Origin of the sequence: Sphingomonas sp. (assembly GCF_048595155.1) — a bacterium.
Taxonomy (GTDB): Bacteria; Pseudomonadota; Alphaproteobacteria; order Sphingomonadales; family Sphingomonadaceae; genus Sphingomonas_I.
In genome coordinates this window covers 50,263-71,911 of sequence record NZ_JBMDXN010000005.1, presented here as the reverse complement: position 1 = coordinate 71,911, position 21,649 = coordinate 50,263, and the positions used below count along the sequence as shown (strand labels likewise).

Below are 21,649 nucleotides of genomic sequence, written 5' to 3'. Positions count from 1 at the left end.
TCGGGTTTCCGCGTCCCCACAACGACGTCGGTTCATATGTGCACGGGGATTTCCCATGAACGTACCTGTCAACGACACCCGCAAGGCGGAGCTGCTCTCCACTACCGTCGAGCATATCGACATCCGCAGCTACGATGCCCGTCCGATCATCGATGCCATGGGCAAGATGAGCTTCACCAGCCGCGATCTGGCGCGTGCGACCGGCATCTATAACGACATGCTGGCCGACAAGGATTGCACCATCTTCCTGGTGATCGCAGGTTCGACCTCGGCCGGCGGCTGCATGGACGCCTATGCCGAACTTGTCCGCTCGAACATGGTCGACGGCATCATCGCCACCGGCGCGACCATCGTCGACATGGATTTCTTCGAGGGCCTGGGCCACAAGCATTTCCAGGCGCTGGAAGTGCCGGACGACGATACGCTGCGTTCGCTGCTGATCGACCGTATCTACGACACCTATATCGACGAGGAAGACCTCCAGCACGTCGACCACACGATCTTCGAGATCGCTGAATCGCTCGAGCCCAAGGCCTATTCGTCGCGCGCCTTCATCCGTGAGATGGGCAAATATCTGGTCGAGCACGGCAAGAAGGAGAACAGCCTGGTCAAGCTCGCCTACGAGCATGACGTGCCGATCTTCTGCCCGGCGTTCACGGACTCCTCGGCAGGCTTCGGCCTCGTCAAGCATCAGGTCGATTCGATGAAGGCGGGCAAGCCCTACCTGACGATCGATTCGATCGCCGACTTCCGCGAACTGACTGACATCAAGATCAAGGCCGGCGTCACCGGCCTGCTCATGATCGGCGGCGGCGTGCCGAAGAACTTCACACAGGACACCGTCGTGTGCGCCGAAATCCTCGGCCACGAGGACGTCGAAGTGCACAAGTACGCGATCCAGATCACCGTTGCCGACGTACGCGACGGTGCCTGCTCATCCTCGACGCTGCAGGAAGCGGCGAGCTGGGGCAAGGTGAACACGGCGATCGAGCAGATGGTGTTCGCAGAGGCCGGCTCGGTCGTGCCGCTACTGGCATCCGACGCCTATCATCGCGGCCATTGGAAGAACCGCGAGAAGCGTGGTTGGGCGAAGCTGTTCGCTTAATCCGAACCTGTGGCAATGGGGCGAGTTGGATTACTGGTCCACTCGCTCCATGAGCCCGGATAAAGTTGCGAGCCGGTCAGACCGGCTATTTCCATTGCCAGCAGATTATGGGTTGCGGTCACGCCCGATCCGCATTGGTGCACCACCTGCTCCGGCCCGGCATCCCCCAGGATTGCCGCGAATTCCCGCCGCAGTTCCTCTGCCGGTTTGAACCGGCTGTCCCCATCCATATTGCGCTGATAGAAGCGGTTGGCGGCGCCCGGTATATGGCCGGATGTGGCGTCGAGCGGATGCGGCTGGCCGGCAAAACGCTCGGGCGTACGCGCATCGATCAGCAACGCTTCGCCGCTACCAAGATTTGCTTGGATCGCGCGCACGTCTACCGCACCCATCGCCGGGTCCGCCGACATCCGGAACGTCCCGGTCGCCCGCACAGGCTCTTCTCCCGTCACCAACGTTTTGCCGGCGGCTGTCCAGGCGGCGAGGCCACCATCGAGGACGGCGACATCGCGGTGGCCTGCCCAACGCAGCATCCACCAGAGACGCGACGCATAGAAGCCGCCCGATGTGTCGTATCCGACGACCTGTAGGCCGTCGCTTACCCCCAGTGCCGCCATACGCGCCGCAAAAGCCGCACGGTCGGGCAAAGGGTGGCGACCATTATGGCCATCGGGCGTGCCGGACAGGTCCTGCTCCAGATCGATATAGAACGCACCGGGTATGTGGCCTTGCAGATAGGCTGACCGGCCTGCGTGAACATCCGTCAGGTCGAACCGGCAATCGAATAGGATGGCACGGCCCTGTTCGATCAAGTCCGCCAAGGCGTCGACATCGATCAACGTCTGATAGGTCATGCATCCTCCCCTGCCCGGCCGAGCAGCCGGCGTGCCTGGGCCAGATGCGGGGCATCGACCATCTTCCCGTCCACCGCTAGTACCCCCGCGTCGGGTTGCGCCGTAAATGCCGCGACGATCGCGAGCGCTGCCGTAACCTCCGCCTCGCTTGGAGTGAAAGCGGCATTGATCGGGGCGACCTGATCGGGATGGATCGCCATCATACCGCTAAAACCGTCCCGTGCGCCGCGGGCGGCATAGGCCGACAAACCCTCCAAATCCCGAAACGCCGGATAGACTGTCTCGATCGCGGCGACATGCGCGGCATGCGCAGCGAACAGAGCAAGCGAGCGCACCGTCTCCAGCGGCGCGGTATAACGCCCGTCCGGCTCCCGCGCCGCGGTCGCGCCGATCGCGGCGGGCAGATCCTCCGCGCCCCAGGTCAAACCGATCAGCCGATCGGCAACCTCGCCATAGCTACCCAGCTGGAAAAGGGCCGCTGGCGTTTCGGTCGCGATTGGCAGAATGGGAAGGTCTGTGCGGTGTGCGATCGCCCCGATGCTTGCGGCGCCTTCCGCCTTGGGCAGCATGATCCCGTCGGCCCGCACACCCTGCAGCGCCTCCAGGTCGGCATCGATGAAAGGACTGCTCAAGGGGTTCACCCGCACCAAAACTGAAAGCGGGCGGTTGCTCGACAGAAAGGATCGGACTGCCGCGCGCGCCGCAGCCTTGCGCCCCAGTGCGACCGAATCCTCCAGATCGAGGATCAGCGCGTCCGCGCCTGACGCCAGCGCCTTCTCCATGCGGTCTGGCCGATCGCCCGGCACGAACAGGAGCGAGCGCAGCCGCATCAGGCGGGCTTTCCCTGGATCAACGCCATGCGCAGGCAGGAGCAGACGATCTCGTCCCGCTGGTTAAGCGCGCGATGTTCGAACGTGACGATGCCGGCGCCCGGGCGCGACTTGCTCGGCTTGAGCGCGACCACGTCGGTCGCGACGCGGATCGTGTCGCCCAAGAACACCGGCTTGGGCATTACGAGCTTGTCGTAGCCCAGATTGGCCAGCAGCGTGCCCAGCGTCGTCTCGCCGACCGACAGCCCGACCATCAGCGCGAACGTAAAGGTGCCGTTGACCAGGATCTGGCCGAACTCGCTCGCCTTCGCTGCCTCGGCATCAATGTGCAGCGGCTGCGGATTGTGCGTCATTGTCGAAAAAAGGAGGTTGTCTGTTTCGGTTACCGTCCGACGGATCGGATGCTCGATCCTGTCGCCGATCTGCCACTCGTCGAAATAGCGCCCTGCCATTACGCGTCCTCGCGCTCGATGCGCACCAGCACGGTGCCCTCGCTTACCTGCGCGCCCGCTCGGGCGGAAAGTTCGCCGACCGTGCCTGCGAAAGGTGCGATCAGGGCCTGTTCCATCTTCATCGCCTCCAGCACCACCAGACGTTGTCCGGCTTCGACCTTCATACCCTGGTGCACCTCTACGGAAACGATCCGGCCGGGCATGGGGGCGCTGACCGCGCCGGACCCTATCGCACCATCGCGACACGCGCGCGGAACATAGGCTGACGTCACATAGGCAGCGCCGTCCTCGAACAGGATCGTTGATGTGTCGCTTCGCGTCGCGCCGAAATGCTGGAGACGCGTATCATCTTCCGCAAGCAGATCGAAGGTGACCTCACGGAAGCTGCCGTCGACGTCCAGCCGGACGCGTTGATCCGGCGGCCGGTTGAGCCGAAATCCCAGGAGGCCGGCGAAACGCGCAAAGGCAGGCTCGCCCAGTCTGGCTGGAGCGACGCCGCTGTCGAAGACGGCTGCGCTTGCGGCGACCTGAAGCAAATCCTCACTTGGCTCAGGCGCGGCAACCAGCGCGTCCCCAAGTTCGGCGATGGTATTGGTCGTCATTTTCCCTGCCTGAAAAGGCGGGCTCTCCAAGATGCGTACCAGAAACCAGGCGTTGGTCTTCACCGGCTCGCATTGAACGTCGGCGCAGGCCGCCGCCAGATCCGCAATGGCGTCGTCGCGAGCTGGGCCGTGCGCGATCAGCTTGGCGATCATGGGATCATAGAAGGAAGACACTTCGCCGCCCTCCTCAACGCCGCTGTCGCACCGTATGTCAGCAGGTAGCACGAGATGATCGATAGGGCCGATCGATGGCATGAAGTTGCGCGCCGGATCTTCGGCATAGAGCCGCGCTTCCATCGCCCAGCCGTTAATCGAGAGTTCCTCCTGCCGCTTCGGCAAAGGCTCGCCGCTGGCGACGCGAAGCTGCCACTCGACCAGGTCCTGCCCCGTAATCTCCTCGGTGACGGGATGCTCGACCTGTAGCCGGGTGTTCATCTCCATGAACCAGATGCGGTCGGCGCGCAGCCCTTCGGAGGCGTCGGCGATGAACTCGATCGTGCCTGCGCCGACATAATCGACCGCCTTGGCCGCCTTTACCGCGGCGGCGCAGATCGCCTCCCGTGTCGCCCCATCCATGCCCGGCGCGGGCGCTTCCTCGATCACTTTCTGGTGGCGGCGCTGCAGCGAGCAGTCGCGCTCGAACAGATGCACGACATTGCCGTGCATATCGCCGAACACCTGCACCTCGATATGCCGCGGATTGAGGATATACTTTTCCAGCAGCACGCGATCGTCGCCGAAGGAGGACGCGGCCTCACGCCGACACGAGGCGAGCGCATCGGAAAAGTCGCCGGACCTTTCCACGCGGCGCATTCCCTTCCCGCCGCCGCCGGCGACGGCCTTGATCAAGACAGGATACCCGATCGCGTCCGCCTCAGCGTGCAAACGCTCTGTCGACTGATCTTCGCCCAGATAGCCAGGCGTTACCGGCACATCGGCTTCACTCATCAGAGCCTTGGCAGCATCCTTCAGCCCCATAGCGCGGATCGCCGCGGGTGGCGCGCCGACCCACACCAGTCCGGCCGCGATGACGGCTTCTGCGAAGTCCGCATTTTCCGACAGGAAGCCATAGCCGGGGTGGATCGCCTCCGCCCCGGTTTGCCGCGCCGCCGCCAGGATCTTGGCCTGGTCCAGGTAGCTTTCCCGTGCAGGCGCGGGTCCGATGCAGACCGCATCATCCGCCTCCCGCACGAACGGCATGGCCGCATCGACCTCCGAATATACGGCGATCGTGCGAACCCCCAAGGCGCGCGCCGTCCGCATGATCCGCCGGGCGATTTCACCGCGGTTGGCGATAAGAAGGGATTGGATCATCGGCCGCCTAGATCAGGATGGAAATGGAATTGCCGAAATTGTGCAGCAATATGGGGAGGAGAACGCTTCCTGTACGTTCGCGCAGCCACACCAGGATCAGCGCTGGCCCCGCAGTCAACGCCATCGCCATAGGCTCGAAATGGAACGCACCATGCGAGTAGCCAAAGGCGTGCGCCAATCCGAACAAGGCGCAAGACAGGATCCCGCCCCACCCCAATTGGACGCCCAGGACGTTCGCACGCGCCCGGAAAGCTTCGTTCAGCGCGAGCAAGAGTATGCCGCGGTAGAACGGCTCTTCTTCCAGGCCCGGCATGGTCAACTGAAATGCCAGAGCTTCCCGGTCAATCGGGCCGTTCGGCGCCTTGATTGCGAAGTAAATGAAGACCGCACAGACCAGCAGAGCCACGATGATCGCGGATCTTCGTCCTTTGGGGTTTTGGCGAAACGTCAGCCCGCATTTCCTCCAGCCGAAGCGGGGCAACGCCGCGATGACGAGGGTGGCGAGCAAGGCGAACAATTTGCCCTGCCAGTTCCAGCTCGAAGTAGGCAGCAGGCGCGGCCCGTGATGGTAGAAATTGGTGAGCAGCGCATCGTTCAATAGCACCAGGCCGGCCGCCACGAGCAGCCAGCCAAAGGAGAATCCACCGCGCTGAAGCGCGCCCATTATGCCACCCACGACCAGCAGCATCAGCAGGATAGCGCCGATCGAGATCAGGTCAGTCGTCATTCCGTGCCGTTCTCACAGCCGGTTGTGCGCGAGGACCAGGTGATGTTGAGTATCTTCCAGGCGCCGCCATCCCGCACCAGGTCGAAATGATCGACTCCGCAGTGATGAACCTTGCCGCCGAGGGTGAAGGTATAGCGCGACCAGACCATCGCAATGTCGCCATCGACCTCTACGGCCGGATCGTTGAGCGTTTCCCGAATTTCCTCCGACCGTCCGGAAATGCCGCCGGCAAATTCCTGCCAACTCATATGGCGAATAGTGCGCGTCCCATCCGGCATCTCCGTGGCAGAGGTCGCGCCGCCGGCAGGCATCACCTGGGCGAGGATCGCGGCACCATCCCGCTTTTCCAATCCCGCTAATAGCGCGTTGATCGGGGCCATCACCGCGGCTTCCGCTCCGGCGGGTGGCGGCATGGCTTCCCAGCGCGGAAGCTTATTGTTGGTTGCGGCGGCGAGGATCAGCAGGCCCAACAGCATCGATCAATCCTTCAAGCTCGGCTCAGGGGTGCGCTTCGGGAAAGCCGTGACGCACGTGAAGCGCATGGAGCAGCCGCTTCATATCGGTGACGAACCGCACACCCTCATGTTCGCCATCGGCGAGTTCGCGCGGCGCATCCGATGCGAATACCAGCACCGGAAGCCATTGATGCGCCTCCCCTAGCTGCTGGACCACGCTGGCGCGCGGTCGCGGATACGGGCTACGAATGACCTCGAGCTTTTCGCACCGCTCCGGGAATGCGGCGAGCAAACCGTACACGGTGATGCAATCCCGGCAATAGAAGGTCCTACCCGGCAGGTCAGCATCCGGGAACATATTGTCGAGCAGGTAGAGTCGGTCTTTCATTAGTACATCCTGAAGATGCCGAACTGGGCGCGCTCCGGAATGGGTGCGTTCGTCGTTGCGGCCAGCGCCAGCCCCAGCACATCCCGCGTCTGCACGGGATCGATGATGCCGTCGTCCCACAAACGTGCGGTCGCATAATAGGGGTTGCCCTCATCCTCATAGGTCTGGCGGATCGGTGCCTTGAACGCCTCGGCCTCGTCCGGCGTCCACTTGTCCGCATCGCGATGCACTGTGGCGAGTACGGACGCCGCCTGTTCCCCGCCCATCACGCTGATCCGCGCATTCGGCCAGGTGAACAGGAAGCGCGGTTGATAGGCGCGGCCGCACATACCGTAATTGCCGGCGCCGAAGCTCCCCCCGATCAGGACGGTAATCTTGGGCACGGACGCCGTCGCGACTGCTGTCACCAGCTTTGCGCCATGTTTCGCAATGCCTTCCGCCTCATACTTCCCGCCCACCATGAAGCCGGAGATATTCTGCAGGAACAACAGCGGGACGCGACGCTGGCAGGCAAGCTCGATGAAATGGGCGCCTTTCTGCGCACTCTCGCTGAACAGCACGCCGTTATTGGCGAGGATCGCCACCGGCATGCCCCAGATGCGCGCAAAGCCGCAGACCAAAGTCGTGCCGTAATTGGCCTTGAACTCGTGCAGTTCGGATCCGTCGACGATGCGCGCAATCACCTCATGGACGTCATAGGGCGCCCGGACATCGGTCGGGACGATACCGTATAGGTCTTGCGCGTCCAGCCGCGGCGGACGTGGCTCCTCCAGATCGACATCCGCCGTTTTCGGGCGGGCCAGCGTGGCAACGATATCACGGACGATGGTCAGCGCGTGATCGTCATTCTCGGCGATATGGTCGACCACGCCAGACTTCCGCCCGTGCGTTTCGGCGCCGCCCAGTTCCTCGGCGGAGATCACCTCGCCGGTGGCAGCCTTCACCAACGGCGGCCCGGCCAGAAAGATCGTCCCCTGCCCGCGCACGATCACGCTTTCGTCGGACATGGCGGGAACATAGGCGCCGCCGGCGGTGCAGCTGCCCATGACGCTCGCGATCTGCGGGATGCCGAGCGCCGACATGTTGGCCTGGTTGAAGAAGATGCGGCCGAAATGATCGCGGTCGGGGAATACTTCCGCCTGGTGTGGCAGATTGGCGCCGCCGCTATCGACCAGATAGACGCAGGGCAGCCTGTTCTCCTGCGCGATCTCCTGCGCGCGCAGATGCTTCTTCACCGTCAGCGGATAGTAAGTGCCGCCTTTGACCGTGCTGTCATTCGCAACGATCATCACCTCGCGGCCGGCCACCCGGCCGATGCCAGCGATCAGGCCCGCGCCGGGCACTTCATCGCCATAGAGGCCGTTCGCGGCCAGCTGCCCGATTTCCAGGAATGGCGACGCTGGGTCGAGCAGTCGCGTCACGCGGTCGCGCGGTAGCAACTTGCCCCGCGCGACATGCCGTTCGCGCGATGCCTCCGATCCTCCTAATGCCGCTTGCGCAACCTTGGTCCGCAGCGCGTCGACCAGCGCACGATTGTGCGCCGCGTTGGCGCGGAAACTATCCGAGTTGGTATCCACCAGCGAGGTTAGCCGCGTCATGGCCGCACCGGATGCAGGCTTTGACGTGCGGAGGAACGGCGCCTCATACGCCGAGCACTTCCCGGCCGATCAGCATCCGCCGCACCTCGTTGGTGCCGGCACCGATGTCGAGCAGCTTGGCGTCGCGCAGATAGCGTTCGACCGGCCAGTCCTTGGTGTAGCCGGCGCCGCCCAGCGCCTGCACAGCCTCGTTCGCGACCTTTACCGCATTCTCGCTCGCATAGAGGATCGCACCCGCAGCATCGTGCCGCGTCGTTTTGCCGGCGTCGCAGGCGCGTGCGACCGCATAGGAATAGGCCCGGGCCGAGTTCAGCGCCACGACCATATCGGCGATCTTGGCCTGCATCAGCTGGAAGGCACCGATCGGTTTGCCGAACTGCTTGCGCTCCTGAAGATAAGGAACCACCACATCCAGGCAGGCCTGCATGATGCCAAGCTGAATGCCGGAGAGCACCACGCGCTCGTAATCGAGGCCCGACATCAGCACCTTCACGCCGCCGTCGATCGGACCCATCACATTCTCGTCCGGCACGAAGCAGTCGCTGAACACCAGCTCTGCGGTCGGTGAGCCGCGCATGCCCATCTTGTCAATCTTCTGGCCGATCGCGAAGCCGGCCATGTCCTTCTCGATCAGGAAAGCAGTGATGCCCTTTGACCCGGCATCCGGCGTGGTCTTGGCATAGACTACCAGCGTGTCGGCGTAGGCGGCGTTGGTGATCCAGAATTTGGTGCCGTTGAGCCGGTACCCCCCGTCAACCTTGTCCGCCCGCAGCTTCATCGAAACGACGTCGGAGCCCGCGCTGGCCTCAGACATTGCGAGGCTGCCGACATTGTCGCCCGAAATCAGCTTCGGCAGATAGCGCGCCTTCTGTTCGGCATTACCCCAGCGCGCGATCTGGTTGACGCAGAGGTTGGAGTGCGCGCCGTAGGACAAGCCGACCGAGGCGGACGCGCGGCTGACCTCCTCGCAAGCCACAACATGTTCAAGGTAGCCGAGCCCGAGGCCGCCATCCGCCTCCGGCACCGTAATGCCATGCAAGCCGAGCGCGCCCATCTGCGGCCAGAGCTCGAGCGGGAACCAATCATCGGCATCGACCCGAGGCGCCAGCGGCGCGATCCTGTCGGTGGCAAAGCGCTGCGTCGTCTCGCGAATCGCGTCGGCCATCTCGCCAAGCGCGAAGTCCAAGGGTTGCGCCGTCATACATCCTCAACTTTGTGTCTGATTTTGAAACGGCTCTGCCGCATTTGCGGATTGAAAGCTACTCGAACTCCAGGATCGCCGCGTCGACCGCCAGGCTTTCGCCCGGAACGGCGTCGATCTTGGCGACGACGCCGGCCTTCTCCGCCCGCAGAATATTCTCCATCTTCATCGCCTCGACCACCGCCAGCGGCTGGCCGGCCTCCACCTTGTCGCCTACCTTCACGTGCAGTGCGGTCAGCAGGCCCGGCATAGGGCAGAGCAGGAAGCGCGATAGATCGGGCGGCACCTTTTCGATCATATGGACGGCAAGCGCGGCGACGTGGGGCGGCAGCACCCGCAGCTCATGGGCATGTCCGCGCGTCGTCAGCCGGAAGCCGGCTGCAGTTCGCGTCAGCCGCACCGACAATCGTTCGCCGTCGATCTCGGCCTCAATCAATCGCTGGCCGGGCACATAGGGGGCGTCCACCACCAACGTCTCGCCATCGACCAGCACGGTGCCGTCCTCCACCGCAACGTGATGCTCGGCGCCGTCCATCGTCACGATCCACTCGCAGATCGGCTCGACCCGCCCGTTCAGGCGCCCGTCGATCGACGCCGCGCGCGATGCATCGGCACAGGCGACCACGCCTGCAATGGCAGCAAGCCTCGCGGTAAGCGCCGCCGCAACCGGGGCGCCCTGAAAGCCGTCGGGATATTCTTCCGCAATGAAGCCGGTGGTGAGCCGTCCCTCGCGAAAGCGCGGATGCTGCATCAACGCGGACAGAAAATCCACATTGTGGCCGATGCCATCGATCTCGAACCGATCCAGCGCCGCAATCTGCGCGTCGATCGCCTGTTCGCGCGTCTCGCCATAAGTGACAAGCTTGGCGATCATCGGATCGTAGAATATCGAGATTTCCGAACCCTCGACCACGCCATCGTCGACGCGGACCTTGGACGTCTCGGACGTGGCCGTAGGCGGCCGATAGCGCACGAGCCGCCCCGTCGACGGCAGAAACCCACGATAGGGATCCTCGGCATAGCCGCGGTTCTCGATCGCCCAGCCGGACAGGCGCACATCATCCTGGCCGAAGGCCAGCCGCTCGCCATTGGCAACCCGGATCATCTGCTCGACCAGGTCGAGCCCGGTCACGAATTCCGTCACCGGATGCTCCACCTGCAGCCGGGTATTCATCTCCAGGAAGTAGAAGCTGCGGTCCGCGCCCGCGATGAACTCGACCGTACCGGCCGAATAATAGCCCACCGCGCGCGCCAGTTCGACCGCCTGCTCGCCCATCGCCTTGCGCATTTCGGGCGTGACGAACGGCGACGGCGCCTCCTCCACCACCTTCTGGTGGCGGCGCTGCACCGAACATTCCCGCTCGCCCAGATAGACGATATTGCCATGCTGGTCGCCCAGCAGCTGGATCTCGATATGGCGGGGGCTCTCGACGAACTTTTCGATGAAGATGCGATCGTCACCAAAGCTGGCCAGCCCCTCGCGCTTCGTCGCCTCGAACCCCTCGCGCACATCCTGTTCGGACCAGGCAAGCCGCATGCCCTTGCCGCCGCCGCCGGCCGACGCCTTCATCATCACCGGGTAGCCGATGCCGCCGGCAATCTCGACCGCATGATCGGTGTCGCGGATCTCGCCGATGAACCCAGGGACGACCGATACCCCGGCCGCCTGCGCCAGCTTCTTGGATTCGATCTTGTCGCCCATCGCGGCAATGGCCGCGGGGGGCGGACCGATGAAGGCAATGCCGTTGTCCGCCAGCAGCCGCGCGAAGCTCTCGCGCTCGGACAGGAAGCCGTAGCCCGGATGCACCGCCTCCGCCCCGGTCTCCTTGCAAGCCAGCAGGATCGCCTCGGCCAGCAAATAGGATTCCGCGGCCGGCGGCGGCCCCAGCCGGACCCGCTGATCCGCCATTTCGACATGCGGCGCGCGGGCATCGGCGTCGGAATAGACCGCCACCGTTTCGATCCCCATCGCGCGCGCCGTGCGGATCACGCGGCACGCAATCTCGCCGCGATTGGCGATCAGGATTTTCTTGAACATCAGCGCTCCAGCAATCCGTCGCCTTGACGATCGTCCATCATGCCATCGGCGCCGGTTCGCTTTGCGCAGCCGCATTCAGCCCAAGCTTCGCGAATAACAGGCTGTCCTTGTCGGTTCCCGCATTGCCGGTCGTCAGCAGCTTGTCGCCGGTGAAGATTGAACTGGCGCCGGCGAGGAAGCACAAAGCCTGTGTCGCCTCGGACATGCTCTCACGCCCGGCGGAAAGGCGCACGACCGACGTGGGCATCAGGATGCGCGCGACGGCGACCGTCCGGACAAACTCGATATCGTCGATGCGCGCGCTCGGCACGTCCTTCAGGATATCGCCCAGCACCGTGCCCGGCACCGGCACCAACGCGTTGATCGGCACGCTCTCCGGCGCCTCGGGCAAGGTCGCCAAAGCGTGGAGAAAGCCGACACGGTCCTCCCGAGTCTCACCCATCCCGACGATGCCGCCGCAGCAGACATTGATCCCCTGCCCGCGCACCCGATCCAGCGTGTCGAGCCGGTCCTGCCACGTGCGCGTCGTGATCACCTTGTCATAATGTTCGGGCGACGTGTCGAGATTGTGGTTGTAATAATCGAGCCCGGCGTCGCCCAGCCGCTGCGCCTGTTCGTCGCTCAGCATCCCCAGCGTCATGCAGCTCTGCAGCCCCAGCGCGTTCACGCCCTCCACCATCGCGCAGATGGCATCCATGTCGCGGTCCTTGGGCTCGCGCCATGCCGCGCCCATGCAGAAGCGTTCCGATCCCGCCGCCTTGGCTTCGCGCGCCGCTTCCAGCACGGCGTCCACGTCCATCAGCTTGGAGGCTTTCAGGCCGCTCTCGGCATAGGCCGATTGCGAGCAATAGCCGCAATCCTCGGCACACCCACCGGTCTTGATCGACAGCAGGGTCGCACGTTCGACGCGATTGGGGTCGTGGTGCAGGCGGTGTATCTCGGCCGCGCGAAAAACCAGCTCCATGAACGGAAGGTTGAAGAGCGCGGCAACGTCGCCGCGATCCAGCGGCGCCACCGGCGCCGGAGCAATTGCACTAATCTCGTTCATTCGGCAGCCTCACTCACATCTTCGGGCGGCAAATTATGCCCCAGCAAACGCAACACTTCGCCTGCCGCAGCTACCAGATTGGTTCCTGGCCCAAAGATCGCCTGTACCCCCGCATCGCGCAGGAACGCATAATCCTGAGCCGGGATAACCCCGCCCGCGATGACCTTGATATCAGTCCGCCCCGCCTCGCGCAGCTTCTGAATGAGCTCCGGGATCAGCGTCTTGTGTCCTGCGGCCAGGCTGGATGCCCCCACCACGTCGACATCGCGTTCCAGCGCCAATTGCGCGGCTTCCGACGGCGTCTGGAACAAGGGCCCGGCGATAATCTCGAAGCCGAGATCGCCGAACGCGGACGATACCAGGTTCGCGCCCCGGTCATGCCCATCCTGCCCCATCTTCGCGACCAGCATGCGGGGCCGCCGCCCCTGCCGACGGGCGACAGCCTCCACACCTTCCACCAGCGCACCCCAGCGGCGATCATCGGTATAAGCGCCGCCATAGACGCCGGAGACAGGCGTGGGCGTCGTGCCATAACGGCCAAACGCATCTTCCATCGCCTGGCTGATCTCGCCCAACGTGGCCCGGGCACGGGCGCAATCCACGGCCAGCGCCAGCAGGTTCGTTCCTACCCCGCCCTGCTCTGGCTGGGCTTGTTGAAGCGGTGACGCGCACGCGCCAGCGCGCAGCGCATCGAGCGTCGCCTGACAGGCGGCTTCATCGCGGCTTGCCTTGATCCGCTCGAGCCGTGCGATCTGCCCGGCGCGCACCGCATGATTGTCGACGTCCAGGATCGACAATTCGTCCTGCTCGGGCAGCGTATATTTGTTGACGCCAACGATCACGTCCTCGTGCCGATCGACCCGTGCGGCACGGGCGGCGGACGCTTCCTCGATCATCGCCTTGGGCCAGCCGGCGGCGACCGCCTTGGCCATTCCGCCTTCCGCATCGACCCGGTCGATGATCTCCAGCGCCCGGTCGTGCAGCTCCTGCGTCAACGCTTCGACATAATAGGAACCGCCCAGCGGATCGACGACATTGGTGATGCCGGTTTCCTCCTGCAGCACCAATTGCGTGTTGCGCGCGATGCGGGCGGAGAAGTCGGTCGGCAGCGCGATCGCCTCGTCCAGCGCATTGGTGTGGAGCGACTGGGTTCCCCCCAGCGCCGCCGCCATTGCCTCCACCGTGGTGCGGATCACATTGTTGTACGGATCCTGCTCGGTCAGCGACACGCCCGATGTCTGGCAGTGCGTCCGCAGCATCTTGGAGCGCGCATCCTTGGCGCCCAGGCCATCCATAATGCCATGCCACAATTTGCGGGCGGCGCGCAGCTTCGCCACCTCCATGAAGAAGTTCATGCCGATCGCGAAGAAGAAGCTCAAACGTCCTGCAAAGGCGTCAATGTCCAACCCCGCCGCCATCGCCGCCTTGGCATATTCCTTCCCGTCGGCGATGGTGAAAGCCAGCTCCTGCACCGCCGTCGCGCCGGCTTCCTGCATATGATAGCCGGAGATGGAGATGGAGTTGAACTTCGGCATGTTGGCCGATGTGTAGGCGATGATGTCCGACACGATCCGCATGCTCGGTGCCGGCGGATAAATGTACGTGTTGCGGACCATGAACTCCTTGAGGATGTCGTTCTGGATCGTCCCGTCCAGTTGCGCCTGGGCGACGCCCTGCTCCTCGCCCGCGACGATGAAGAAGGCCAGGATCGGAATCACCGCGCCGTTCATCGTCATGCTGACCGACATCTTGTCCAACGGGATGCCGTCGAACAGGATCTTCATATCCTCGACCGTGTCGATCGCGACGCCCGCCTTGCCGACATCGCCGACCACCCGCGGATGGTCGCTGTCATAGCCACGATGCGTCGCCAGATCGAACGCGACCGACAGCCCCTTCTGCCCGCCCGCAAGGTTGCGGCGATAGAAAGCGTTGGACTCCTCCGCGGTCGAAAAGCCCGCATATTGCCGGATCGTCCACGGCCGCCCGGCATACATGGATGCCCGCACGCCCCGCGTGAACGGCGCAAAGCCGGGCAGGCCCGGATCGATCTCGCGTACATCCTCGGCCGTATAGAGCGGTTTGACGGGAATGCCCTCGGGCGTTTCCCAGCCGAGATCACGGCCCTTGACTTCCTTGGCGGCAAGCGCCGCCCAATCCGCAGAGGTGGGCTTGTCGGTCACGCTACCGCCCGTATGAACGCATCCTGCCCGACGGGATCATGCCAGCGCGCGAACTGGCACGGAGAGAAGTCAATGCGCACCCGGCGTCTCCATAAGTTCGACCAGCACGCCGCCCATGTCCTTGGGATGAACGAAGATGACCAGCGTGCCGTGCGCGCCGATCCGGGGATCGCCTAACACGGTTGCGCCGCCGGCTTCCAGCTCCTCCTTGGCCGCAACCACATCGGGCACTTCGAAGCAGATGTGATGCTGCCCCCCGAACGGGTTCTTCGCCAGAAAACGCCGGATCGGACTATCGTCTCCCAACGGCTCAAGCAGCTCGATCTGGCTGTTCGGCGTATCGACGAAGCATACCCGCACGCCCTGCGCCGGAAGATCGAAGGGAATACCGATAGCGGTCGCGCCGAGGCGATCGCGATAGAGCGCCACCGCCGCCTCGATCGACGGCGTCGCTATTCCTACATGATTAAGGCGGCCGAACATCATCTTGCTATCATCCGTTCATGTTGGCCGCCGCGCGCTTCACGACCAGGCTGGCGTGGGTGTGATGGCTGCGGCGGGCGCCGTATCCGGACGGACCATCGGGATGGAAGCCAGCTTGAGCAGGGATTGAGGGCCGTCCTCGCGCGTGATCTCACACCCGGTCATGCTCATGCCGATCCGGAGCACGGCGACCTCCCCAGCACCGACGGCAAACGGAAAGGCCGGCTGGGGCTTCCCTGCCATGCGGACCACCAGTTCATGGTCGCCAGGCGGCAGATCGATCGCCACCGATTGCGGGCTCTTGAGCTGCGCATGATCCACGCCATCGATGGCAATGTCGAAGCCGGACAATTTTGCCACGAAGCCCTCGCGGTAGACAATGGCACGCGCCCCACTTGGCTGATCGCCGAGGATGCGATTGCGGTCCGCCGCGCTGACCACCTCAAGCTTGCGATTTCGCCGCAGTCCATTGAAAATCAAATAGGCCAGCAATCCAAAGATGCCGAGCATCAGCAGCTGCGCAAAACCGGAATCGCCTACATGCGAACCGGCCCAGACGCCGATAATCGCGCCCAGGATGGCCATGACAATGATTACGGGCTTGGATTTCATCATTGATCGTCCCCTTTTGCATTCTGACCCATGATCAACAAAGAGCCGGTCCGGCCGTTCCTTCCTCCAAAAATCGCAGTAAGCTGCCAAGATCCGGCGATAGGCCCACGCGGTCGCACACGCGCCCCGGTGAGCTTCCTAAGCGGGATATTGCTGTACTTCTTTTAGGGCTTTTCGCGCTATTTGTTCCGAAGGGTCCTGAGTTCTGGCAACAAGCCTCCCACACGTCGGTTGCCGTCCGTACCTCAAGCCATCGCAATCGGCTGCACCATCGGTACGTCCGCAAGCTAGGGAGCGCCTCGTTCAACGGCTGGCTCGCTATCTGGCAGCCGGTGATGGCGGTCCGCATCGCTATCCGGATCACAGCGATTTCGCCGAACGCAAGCGTGAACGAGAAGGACTGCGGCTTGCGATGGGGAACGCCCACCATCAAAACATGCCCTCCAGGCGGTAGATCGATCGCGACCGCCTGAGGGCTCTGGAGCTGTGCGCGAAGCACGCCGTCAATCGCTATATCGAACCCCGACATCTTCGCGATGAACCCTTCTCGGTAGATGAGCACTCGCGCACCGGAACTGGGTCGATCGGCCAAAAGGTAACGCCGCTCGGCGTCGCTGCGTAGATCCACTTTGCGGTTCCGCCGCTGCGCGTTGACGATGAGATTATAGATCCCGATGCCCAGCGCTAAAGGCATCACCAGTGCAAGCAAGACGGCCGTGTCCCTCTGGGCATCGAAGCCGTTTCTGGTGATCCAGCCGCCAATCAATGCCCCGATGATCACGGCGATGATGATCGTTGGTTTCGACTTTGCCATCGCTTACGCTGCCCTGTTAAGCGTCGAACAGAGACGCCTACAACGGAATATTGTCGTGCTTCTTCCAAGGGTTATCGAGCTGCTTATTCCGCAGCTTCCGCAGCCCAAGCGCGATGCGACGCCGGGTCGAACGGGGCATGATCACTTCGTCGATGAAGCCCTTGCTCGCCGCAACGAACGGATTGGCGAACCTTGCCTCATATTCGGCTGTGCGCTGCGCGAGCTTCTCCGGATCCTTTGCCTCTTGGCGGAAGATGATCTCCACCGCCCCCTTCGCGCCCATCACCGCGATCTCCGCGGTCGGCCAAGCATAATTGAGGTCTCCGCGCAGATGCTTGGACGCCATGACGTCATAGGCGCCGCCATACGCCTTGCGGGTAATCACCGTGATCTTGGGCACGGTCGCCTCGCCATAAGCAAAGAGCAGCTTGGCGCCATGTTTGATGATGCCGTTATGCTCCTGCGCCACGCCCGGCAGGAAACCCGGTACGTCGACGAACGTCACGATCGGTATTTCGAAGGCGTCGCAGAAGCGCACGAACCGCGCCGCCTTCTTCGACGAATTGATGTCCAGCACGCCCGCCAGCACCATCGGCTGATTGGCGACGATGCCGATCGTGCGTCCCTCGATCCGGCCGAAGCCGATCAGGATATTGCCGGCATGGGTCGGCTGCACCTCGAAGAAGTCGCCCTCATCGACGACCTTCGCGATTAGCTCCTTCATGTCATAGGGCTTGTTGGCGCTGTCCGGGATGAGCGTGTCCAGGCTGGGATCGGTCCGGTCCCACCGGTCCTCCGTCGGCCGTTCCGGAAGATCGTGGCGGTTCGATAGAGGCAGAAAATCGAAGAAAGCGCGCGTTGCCAGCAACGCCTCGATATCGTTCTCGAACGCGACATCCGCCACGCCGGATTTGGCCGTATGTGTCACCGCGCCGCCCAGCTCTTCCTGCGTCACCACTTCGTTCGTGACCGTCTTTACGACCTCCGGACCGGTCACGAACATGTAGGAGCTGTCCTTCACCATGAAGATGAAGTCGGTCATCGCCGGCGAATAGACCGCACCGCCGGCGCACGGCCCCATGATCAGGCTGATCTGCGGCACCACGCCCGACGCGAGCACATTGCGCTGAAAGACCTCGGCATAGCCGCCCAGGCTGGCCACGCCTTCCTGGATGCGCGCCCCGCCCGAATCGTTGAGGCCGATAACAGGGGCGCCAACCTTCAAGCCCATATCCATCACCTTGCAGATCTTCTGAGCATGCCGTTCGGACAGCGAGACACCGAAAACGGTGAAGTCCTGGCTGAACACGAATACCAGGCGGCCGTTGATCGTGCCCGATCCGGTCACCACGCCATCGCCCGGTACGACCTGATCGGCCATGCCGAAATCGACGCAATTATGCTCGACATACATGTCGAGTTCTTCGAACGAACCGGGATCCAGCAAGACGTCCAGCCGCTCGCGTGCGGTTAGTCGTCCCTTGGCATGTTGGGCGTCGATGCGCTTTTGCCCGCCGCCCATTTTTGCCTGGGCACGCTTTTCTTCCAGCTTCTGCAGGATTGCCAGCATTCAGTCCTCTCGTCGCGACGGAACGTAACGCCTGAAACTGCTTTGGCCCAAGGTCAAGCCGGATCGAGGATCAGGACGTGGAGCCAGAGGTCGTTATCGTCGGTGCCGGGGCGGCAGGAATTGCAGCGGCGCGGCGTCTGCAGGATCGTGGTCGGCGCGTGCTGATCCTTGAAGCAATGGAACGGCCGGGCGGTCGTGCCCATACCCGGGTCGTGCAGGGCGTACCGCTCGATCTTGGCTGCGGTTGGCTTCATTCGGCCGAACGAAATCCGCTCGTCGATCTTGCCGCGGCATTCGGTGCCACGCTCGACAGGTCTGAGGGCGCGTGGCGTAATCAGCTTCGCAACGTCGGCTTCAGCGCATCGGAGCAACGCGCGGCGCAACAGGCGTATGACGCCTTTGAAGAACGGCTTCATGGCGATGTGGCGGGCGATTGCGCGGGCAACGTCGTTGCGCGCGATGATCCTTGGCGCGGCTATCTCGATATGGTCAGCGGCGCGCTCAACGGCGCGGAGCTGGATCATGTCTCCGCACGGGATCTGCTCGCTTACGACGATCATGCGTCGGAGCTGAATTGGCGCCTCCCGGAAGGCTATGGCACGCTGATCGCGCAGGCCGCCGCGCCGCTGAGGGTTCGGCTGAACATGCGCGTCACGCGCATCGACGACACCGGGGGAATGGTGCAGCTTGATTGCGAGCAGGGCCCAATCCGTGCCGACGCGGTGATCATTGCCGTTCCCACCGACATTCTCGCGCGCGGCGACATTGCGTTCCCGCGGCCGGTGGACGATCATCTCCACGCCGCCGCCTGCCTGCCGCTCGGCCGCGTCGACAAATTGTTCCTGGCGATGGAGCATCCGGAGGACGTACCCCCGGAAAGCCACCTGTTGGGCAACCCACATAGCGCATTGACCGGCAGCTATTATTTGAGGCCTCTCGGTTATCCCGTGATCGAATGCTTCTTCGGCGGGGTTGCCGCTCGCGCCATGGAAGAAGCTGGCGACGCCGGCCGCGTGGCATTCGCCCTGGAAGAGCTGGGCAAGCTGCTGGGAAGCGACATCACCGCGCGCCTGCACCCGATGGCAGGCAGTTGGTGGCACCGCGAAGCGACGATCGGGGGCGCTTATAGCCATGCGCTGCCGGGTCATGCGGACAAGCGGGCAATCCTGGCAAAGCCGCCAAGCGAGCGGCTGCACTTTGCCGGGGAGGCCTGCTCGCCGCACGATTTCTCGACCGTCCACGGCGCCTGGCAAAGCGGGCTCGATGCCGCCGACCGCGTCGAGGCGGCGCTGAAAGGTGCCGGCCTGCACGGATGACCGCTCGCGATGACGTCTCTGATCGGGCCCGGCACGATAGCTCGGATAGCGCCCCTCCATCTGTAGCGAACTCACGTTCACGAACCCTGGTGCGCTCCCTGCTGGTCGTCGCATTCGCGCTAGCCGGTTATTTCCACATCGCGCATCCCGCGCCCTTTTTGCGCATCACGCCGCATTGGGTGCCGGCGCCCGAAATAATTATCTTCGTAACGGGCGTGTGCGAGCTGCTCGGCGCAGCCGGTCTTCTCCTACCGCCCATGCGCCGTCTCGCCGGGATCATGCTTGCGCTCTACTCGGTGTGCGTTTTTCCGGCCAACATCCAGCATGCCCTGATCTTCGCCGAGCGTGGCAGCGGCTGGGCCGGCTGGCTGTACCACGGGCCGCGGCTGCTCTTTCAGCCGGTGATCGTCTGGTGCTGCCTTTTCGCAGGCAATGTGATCGACTGGCCTTTCACAGCGAAAGGCCAAGCTGCGCCTTGCTCAACGGGTCGTCCTCGCCCTCATCCTCGACCAGAGCGGACAGGGTAAGGCCCAACAGCCGCACACCGCGTGGTACGGGGCACAAGGCGGACAGCAGCCCCTGCCCGGCCGCACTGATTGCGCTGCGTTCACTGATCGGAACCGTGAAGCTCCGTGCGCGGGTGATCTGATGGAAGTCGGAATATTTTACCTTCAGCGTCACCGTCCGCCCGACTGACCCCGCCCGCGCGATCCTTTCCATCAGCGCATCCAGCACGGTCTCCAATGCTGTCGCAAGTTCTGCCGGGTCGCTGATATCCTCGAAGAAGGTGCGTTCGGCCCCGACGGATTTGCGGATACGATTGGATCGCACCGGGCGATGATCGATCCCGCGTGCAGCCCCATAGAGGTAGGCCGCGAAACTGCCGAATTGAGCTTCCAGGAATTGCAGGGTCTGCGCTTTCAGGTCCGCGCCCGTTTCGATGCCCAGGCGCCCCATCTTTTCCGCCGTTTTCGGCCCCACGCCGTGGAAGCGTTTGACGGGAAGGCTCTCGACAAATAGCGGCCCGCGTTCGGGCGGAATGACGCAGCATCCGTCCGGTTTGTTCTGGTCCGACGCCAGCTTGGCGATGAACTTGTTGTACGACACGCCCGCCGACGCCGTTAGGCCGACGTCCGCCTTGATCCGCGCCCGTATCTCCTGCGCGATCGCCCGCGCCGACGCCGCGCCCGATACGTCGAGATAGGCCTCGTCCAGCGAGAGGGGTTCGATCGCTTCGGTATAGTCGGCGAAAATGGCGCGGATCTGCCGGCTGATGGCGGAATAGACCTCGAAACGCGGCTTGACGAAAATCAGGTCGGGGCAGCGGCGGCGTGCAGTGACCGACGCCATCGCCGATCGTATGCCATAGACGCGTGCCTCATAACTTGCCGCAGCGACGACACCACGTTCGCGCGTGCCCCCGACCGCCACGGGCTTGCCGCGCAGGTCCGGATTGTCGCGCTGTTCGACCGACGCATAGAAGGCATCCATATCGATATGGATGATCTTGCGTATGGGCTGCTCCTCCCCGTCCATGGGAGCAGTTTAGCGCGATCGGAACAGGAAGTGAACGCCACCCGGCAAAGCCCAAGCGGCGCCCATCTTTAATGCGGCGTCGGATTGGTGGCGCTGTCCGGGGTTGTTCCGGTGGTCGTGCTGCCATTGCTCTGCGCGCGGTGGCGTCCGCCATGGCCTCTATCGCCCGGGGGCGGTTGTCGTCTGCCCGGTCGTCGGCCCCATGTCCGGAGTGCTCGTTGGGCTGCGGGTTGTGGTCGTCGTGCCGGTAGCGCCGACCGACATATCGGTGCCACTGGGACTTGTGCTCGTGGTTGTTCCCGTTGCGGGCGTCGAGGCGCCCGGCAGCGCCGGATTAGCCGCGGCTGGCGCGCCGGTCGTTGCGGCGCCAGTGCTCATCGTTCCGGGTGCGGTTCCCGGCGTCTGCGCGAAGGCCGGCAGCGCACATGCCGCGGCCGCGATGAGGAGGATCTTGCGCATCACACTCTCCTATGTCGTTCAAGTGTATGAACATAAAAGATAACGCGCCGGATGATGGTTCGAT

At 63.6% G+C, this 21,649-nt stretch carries 21 protein-coding genes; 4 read left to right on the top strand and 17 right to left on the bottom strand.

From position 1 onward, the window contains the following. Positions 1-55: 55 nt before the first annotated feature. Positions 56-1,105, top strand: coding sequence for a 1,9-bis(guanidino)-5-aza-nonane synthase (locus ACOJSI_RS00905; protein ID WP_420136366.1), 1,050 nt, complete (start codon positions 56-58; stop codon positions 1,103-1,105). Here the strand turns inward: ACOJSI_RS00905 and ACOJSI_RS00900 are convergent. The 16 genes from ACOJSI_RS00900 to ACOJSI_RS00825 form a co-directional block, all read right to left on the bottom strand. Next, entirely contained in the window at positions 1,102-1,959 is an 858-nt protein-coding gene (locus ACOJSI_RS00900; RefSeq protein ID WP_420136365.1) for a sulfurtransferase, read from the bottom strand. The two genes, ACOJSI_RS00905 and ACOJSI_RS00900, sit on opposite strands and share 4 nt — an antisense overlap. Continuing rightward, the gene (locus ACOJSI_RS00895) at positions 1,956-2,789 is read right to left on the bottom strand and encodes an HpcH/HpaI aldolase/citrate lyase family protein (protein WP_420136364.1); all 834 of its coding nucleotides are present in this window, start codon (positions 2,787-2,789) and stop codon (positions 1,956-1,958) included. The genes ACOJSI_RS00900 and ACOJSI_RS00895 overlap by 4 nt, the downstream gene beginning before the upstream one ends. Then, positions 2,789-3,241, bottom strand: a complete 453-nt coding sequence (locus ACOJSI_RS00890) for a MaoC family dehydratase (RefSeq protein WP_420136363.1) — start codon at positions 3,239-3,241, stop codon at positions 2,789-2,791. The genes ACOJSI_RS00895 and ACOJSI_RS00890 overlap by 1 nt, the downstream gene beginning before the upstream one ends. Further along, positions 3,241-5,157 (bottom strand): acetyl/propionyl/methylcrotonyl-CoA carboxylase subunit alpha, encoded by a 1,917-nt coding sequence (locus tag ACOJSI_RS00885; RefSeq protein WP_420136362.1) that lies wholly within the window; start codon positions 5,155-5,157, stop codon positions 3,241-3,243. The genes ACOJSI_RS00890 and ACOJSI_RS00885 overlap by 1 nt, the downstream gene beginning before the upstream one ends. A gap of 7 nt (positions 5,158-5,164) precedes the next feature. After that, on the bottom strand, positions 5,165-5,884 hold the full coding sequence (locus ACOJSI_RS00880; RefSeq protein ID WP_420136361.1) for a CPBP family intramembrane glutamic endopeptidase, BDIM_20840 family: 720 nt from the start codon (positions 5,882-5,884) through the stop codon (positions 5,165-5,167). Next, positions 5,881-6,360, bottom strand: a complete 480-nt coding sequence (locus ACOJSI_RS00875) for a nuclear transport factor 2 family protein (protein ID WP_420136360.1) — start codon at positions 6,358-6,360, stop codon at positions 5,881-5,883. Before ACOJSI_RS00875 ends, ACOJSI_RS00880 begins: the two co-directional genes overlap by 4 nt. Positions 6,361-6,382: 22 nt before the next feature. Continuing rightward, positions 6,383-6,727 (bottom strand): DUF3088 family protein, encoded by a 345-nt coding sequence (locus ACOJSI_RS00870; RefSeq protein ID WP_420136359.1) that lies wholly within the window; start codon positions 6,725-6,727, stop codon positions 6,383-6,385. After that, a complete protein-coding gene (locus tag ACOJSI_RS00865; protein ID WP_420136358.1) occupies positions 6,727-8,325 on the bottom strand; it encodes a carboxyl transferase domain-containing protein in 1,599 nt (532 codons plus the stop codon). The genes ACOJSI_RS00870 and ACOJSI_RS00865 overlap by 1 nt, the downstream gene beginning before the upstream one ends. A 43-nt stretch (positions 8,326-8,368) precedes the next feature. Further along, entirely contained in the window at positions 8,369-9,526 is a 1,158-nt protein-coding gene (locus ACOJSI_RS00860) for an acyl-CoA dehydrogenase family protein (protein WP_420136357.1), read from the bottom strand. Positions 9,527-9,584: 58 nt separating this feature from the next. Next, on the bottom strand, positions 9,585-11,564 hold the full coding sequence (locus ACOJSI_RS00855; protein WP_420136356.1) for a biotin carboxylase N-terminal domain-containing protein: 1,980 nt from the start codon (positions 11,562-11,564) through the stop codon (positions 9,585-9,587). Positions 11,565-11,601: 37 nt separating this feature from the next. Next, entirely contained in the window at positions 11,602-12,612 is a 1,011-nt protein-coding gene (gene bioB / locus ACOJSI_RS00850; RefSeq protein WP_420136355.1) for a biotin synthase BioB, read from the bottom strand. Further along, the gene (gene scpA / locus ACOJSI_RS00845) at positions 12,609-14,795 is read right to left on the bottom strand and encodes a methylmalonyl-CoA mutase (RefSeq protein WP_420136354.1); all 2,187 of its coding nucleotides are present in this window, start codon (positions 14,793-14,795) and stop codon (positions 12,609-12,611) included. The genes bioB and scpA overlap by 4 nt, the downstream gene beginning before the upstream one ends. A gap of 69 nt (positions 14,796-14,864) precedes the next feature. Continuing rightward, on the bottom strand, positions 14,865-15,281 hold the full coding sequence (gene mce / locus ACOJSI_RS00840) for a methylmalonyl-CoA epimerase (RefSeq protein WP_420136353.1): 417 nt from the start codon (positions 15,279-15,281) through the stop codon (positions 14,865-14,867). Between the two features lie 36 nt (positions 15,282-15,317). Continuing rightward, positions 15,318-15,893 (bottom strand): hypothetical protein, encoded by a 576-nt coding sequence (locus ACOJSI_RS00835; RefSeq protein ID WP_420136352.1) that lies wholly within the window; start codon positions 15,891-15,893, stop codon positions 15,318-15,320. 31 nt (positions 15,894-15,924) lie between these two features. Beyond that, positions 15,925-16,704, bottom strand: coding sequence for a hypothetical protein (locus ACOJSI_RS00830; RefSeq protein WP_420136351.1), 780 nt, complete (start codon positions 16,702-16,704; stop codon positions 15,925-15,927). 37 nt (positions 16,705-16,741) lie between these two features. Further along, positions 16,742-18,274: an acyl-CoA carboxylase subunit beta gene (locus ACOJSI_RS00825; RefSeq protein ID WP_420136350.1), complete on the bottom strand. Its 1,533-nt coding sequence runs from the start codon at positions 18,272-18,274 to the stop codon at positions 16,742-16,744. Positions 18,275-18,351: 77 nt separating this feature from the next. Between ACOJSI_RS00825 and ACOJSI_RS00820 the strand changes: the two genes are divergently transcribed. Continuing rightward, the gene (locus ACOJSI_RS00820) at positions 18,352-19,590 is read left to right on the top strand and encodes a flavin monoamine oxidase family protein (RefSeq protein WP_420136349.1); all 1,239 of its coding nucleotides are present in this window, start codon (positions 18,352-18,354) and stop codon (positions 19,588-19,590) included. Continuing rightward, complete coding sequence (locus tag ACOJSI_RS00815; RefSeq protein ID WP_420136348.1) at positions 19,587-20,117, top strand: DoxX family protein; 531 nt, start codon at positions 19,587-19,589, stop codon at positions 20,115-20,117. The genes ACOJSI_RS00820 and ACOJSI_RS00815 overlap by 4 nt, the downstream gene beginning before the upstream one ends. Here the strand turns inward: ACOJSI_RS00815 and dinB are convergent. Continuing rightward, positions 20,041-21,126, bottom strand: coding sequence for a DNA polymerase IV (gene dinB / locus ACOJSI_RS00810; protein WP_420136347.1), 1,086 nt, complete (start codon positions 21,124-21,126; stop codon positions 20,041-20,043). The genes ACOJSI_RS00815 and dinB overlap by 77 nt on opposite strands. 202 nt (positions 21,127-21,328) lie before the next feature. On the opposite strand from dinB, the gene ACOJSI_RS00805 reads away from it, so the two are divergent. After that, positions 21,329-21,628, top strand: a complete 300-nt coding sequence (locus tag ACOJSI_RS00805; protein ID WP_420136346.1) for a hypothetical protein — start codon at positions 21,329-21,331, stop codon at positions 21,626-21,628. The last annotated feature ends 21 nt before the right edge of the window (positions 21,629-21,649 follow it).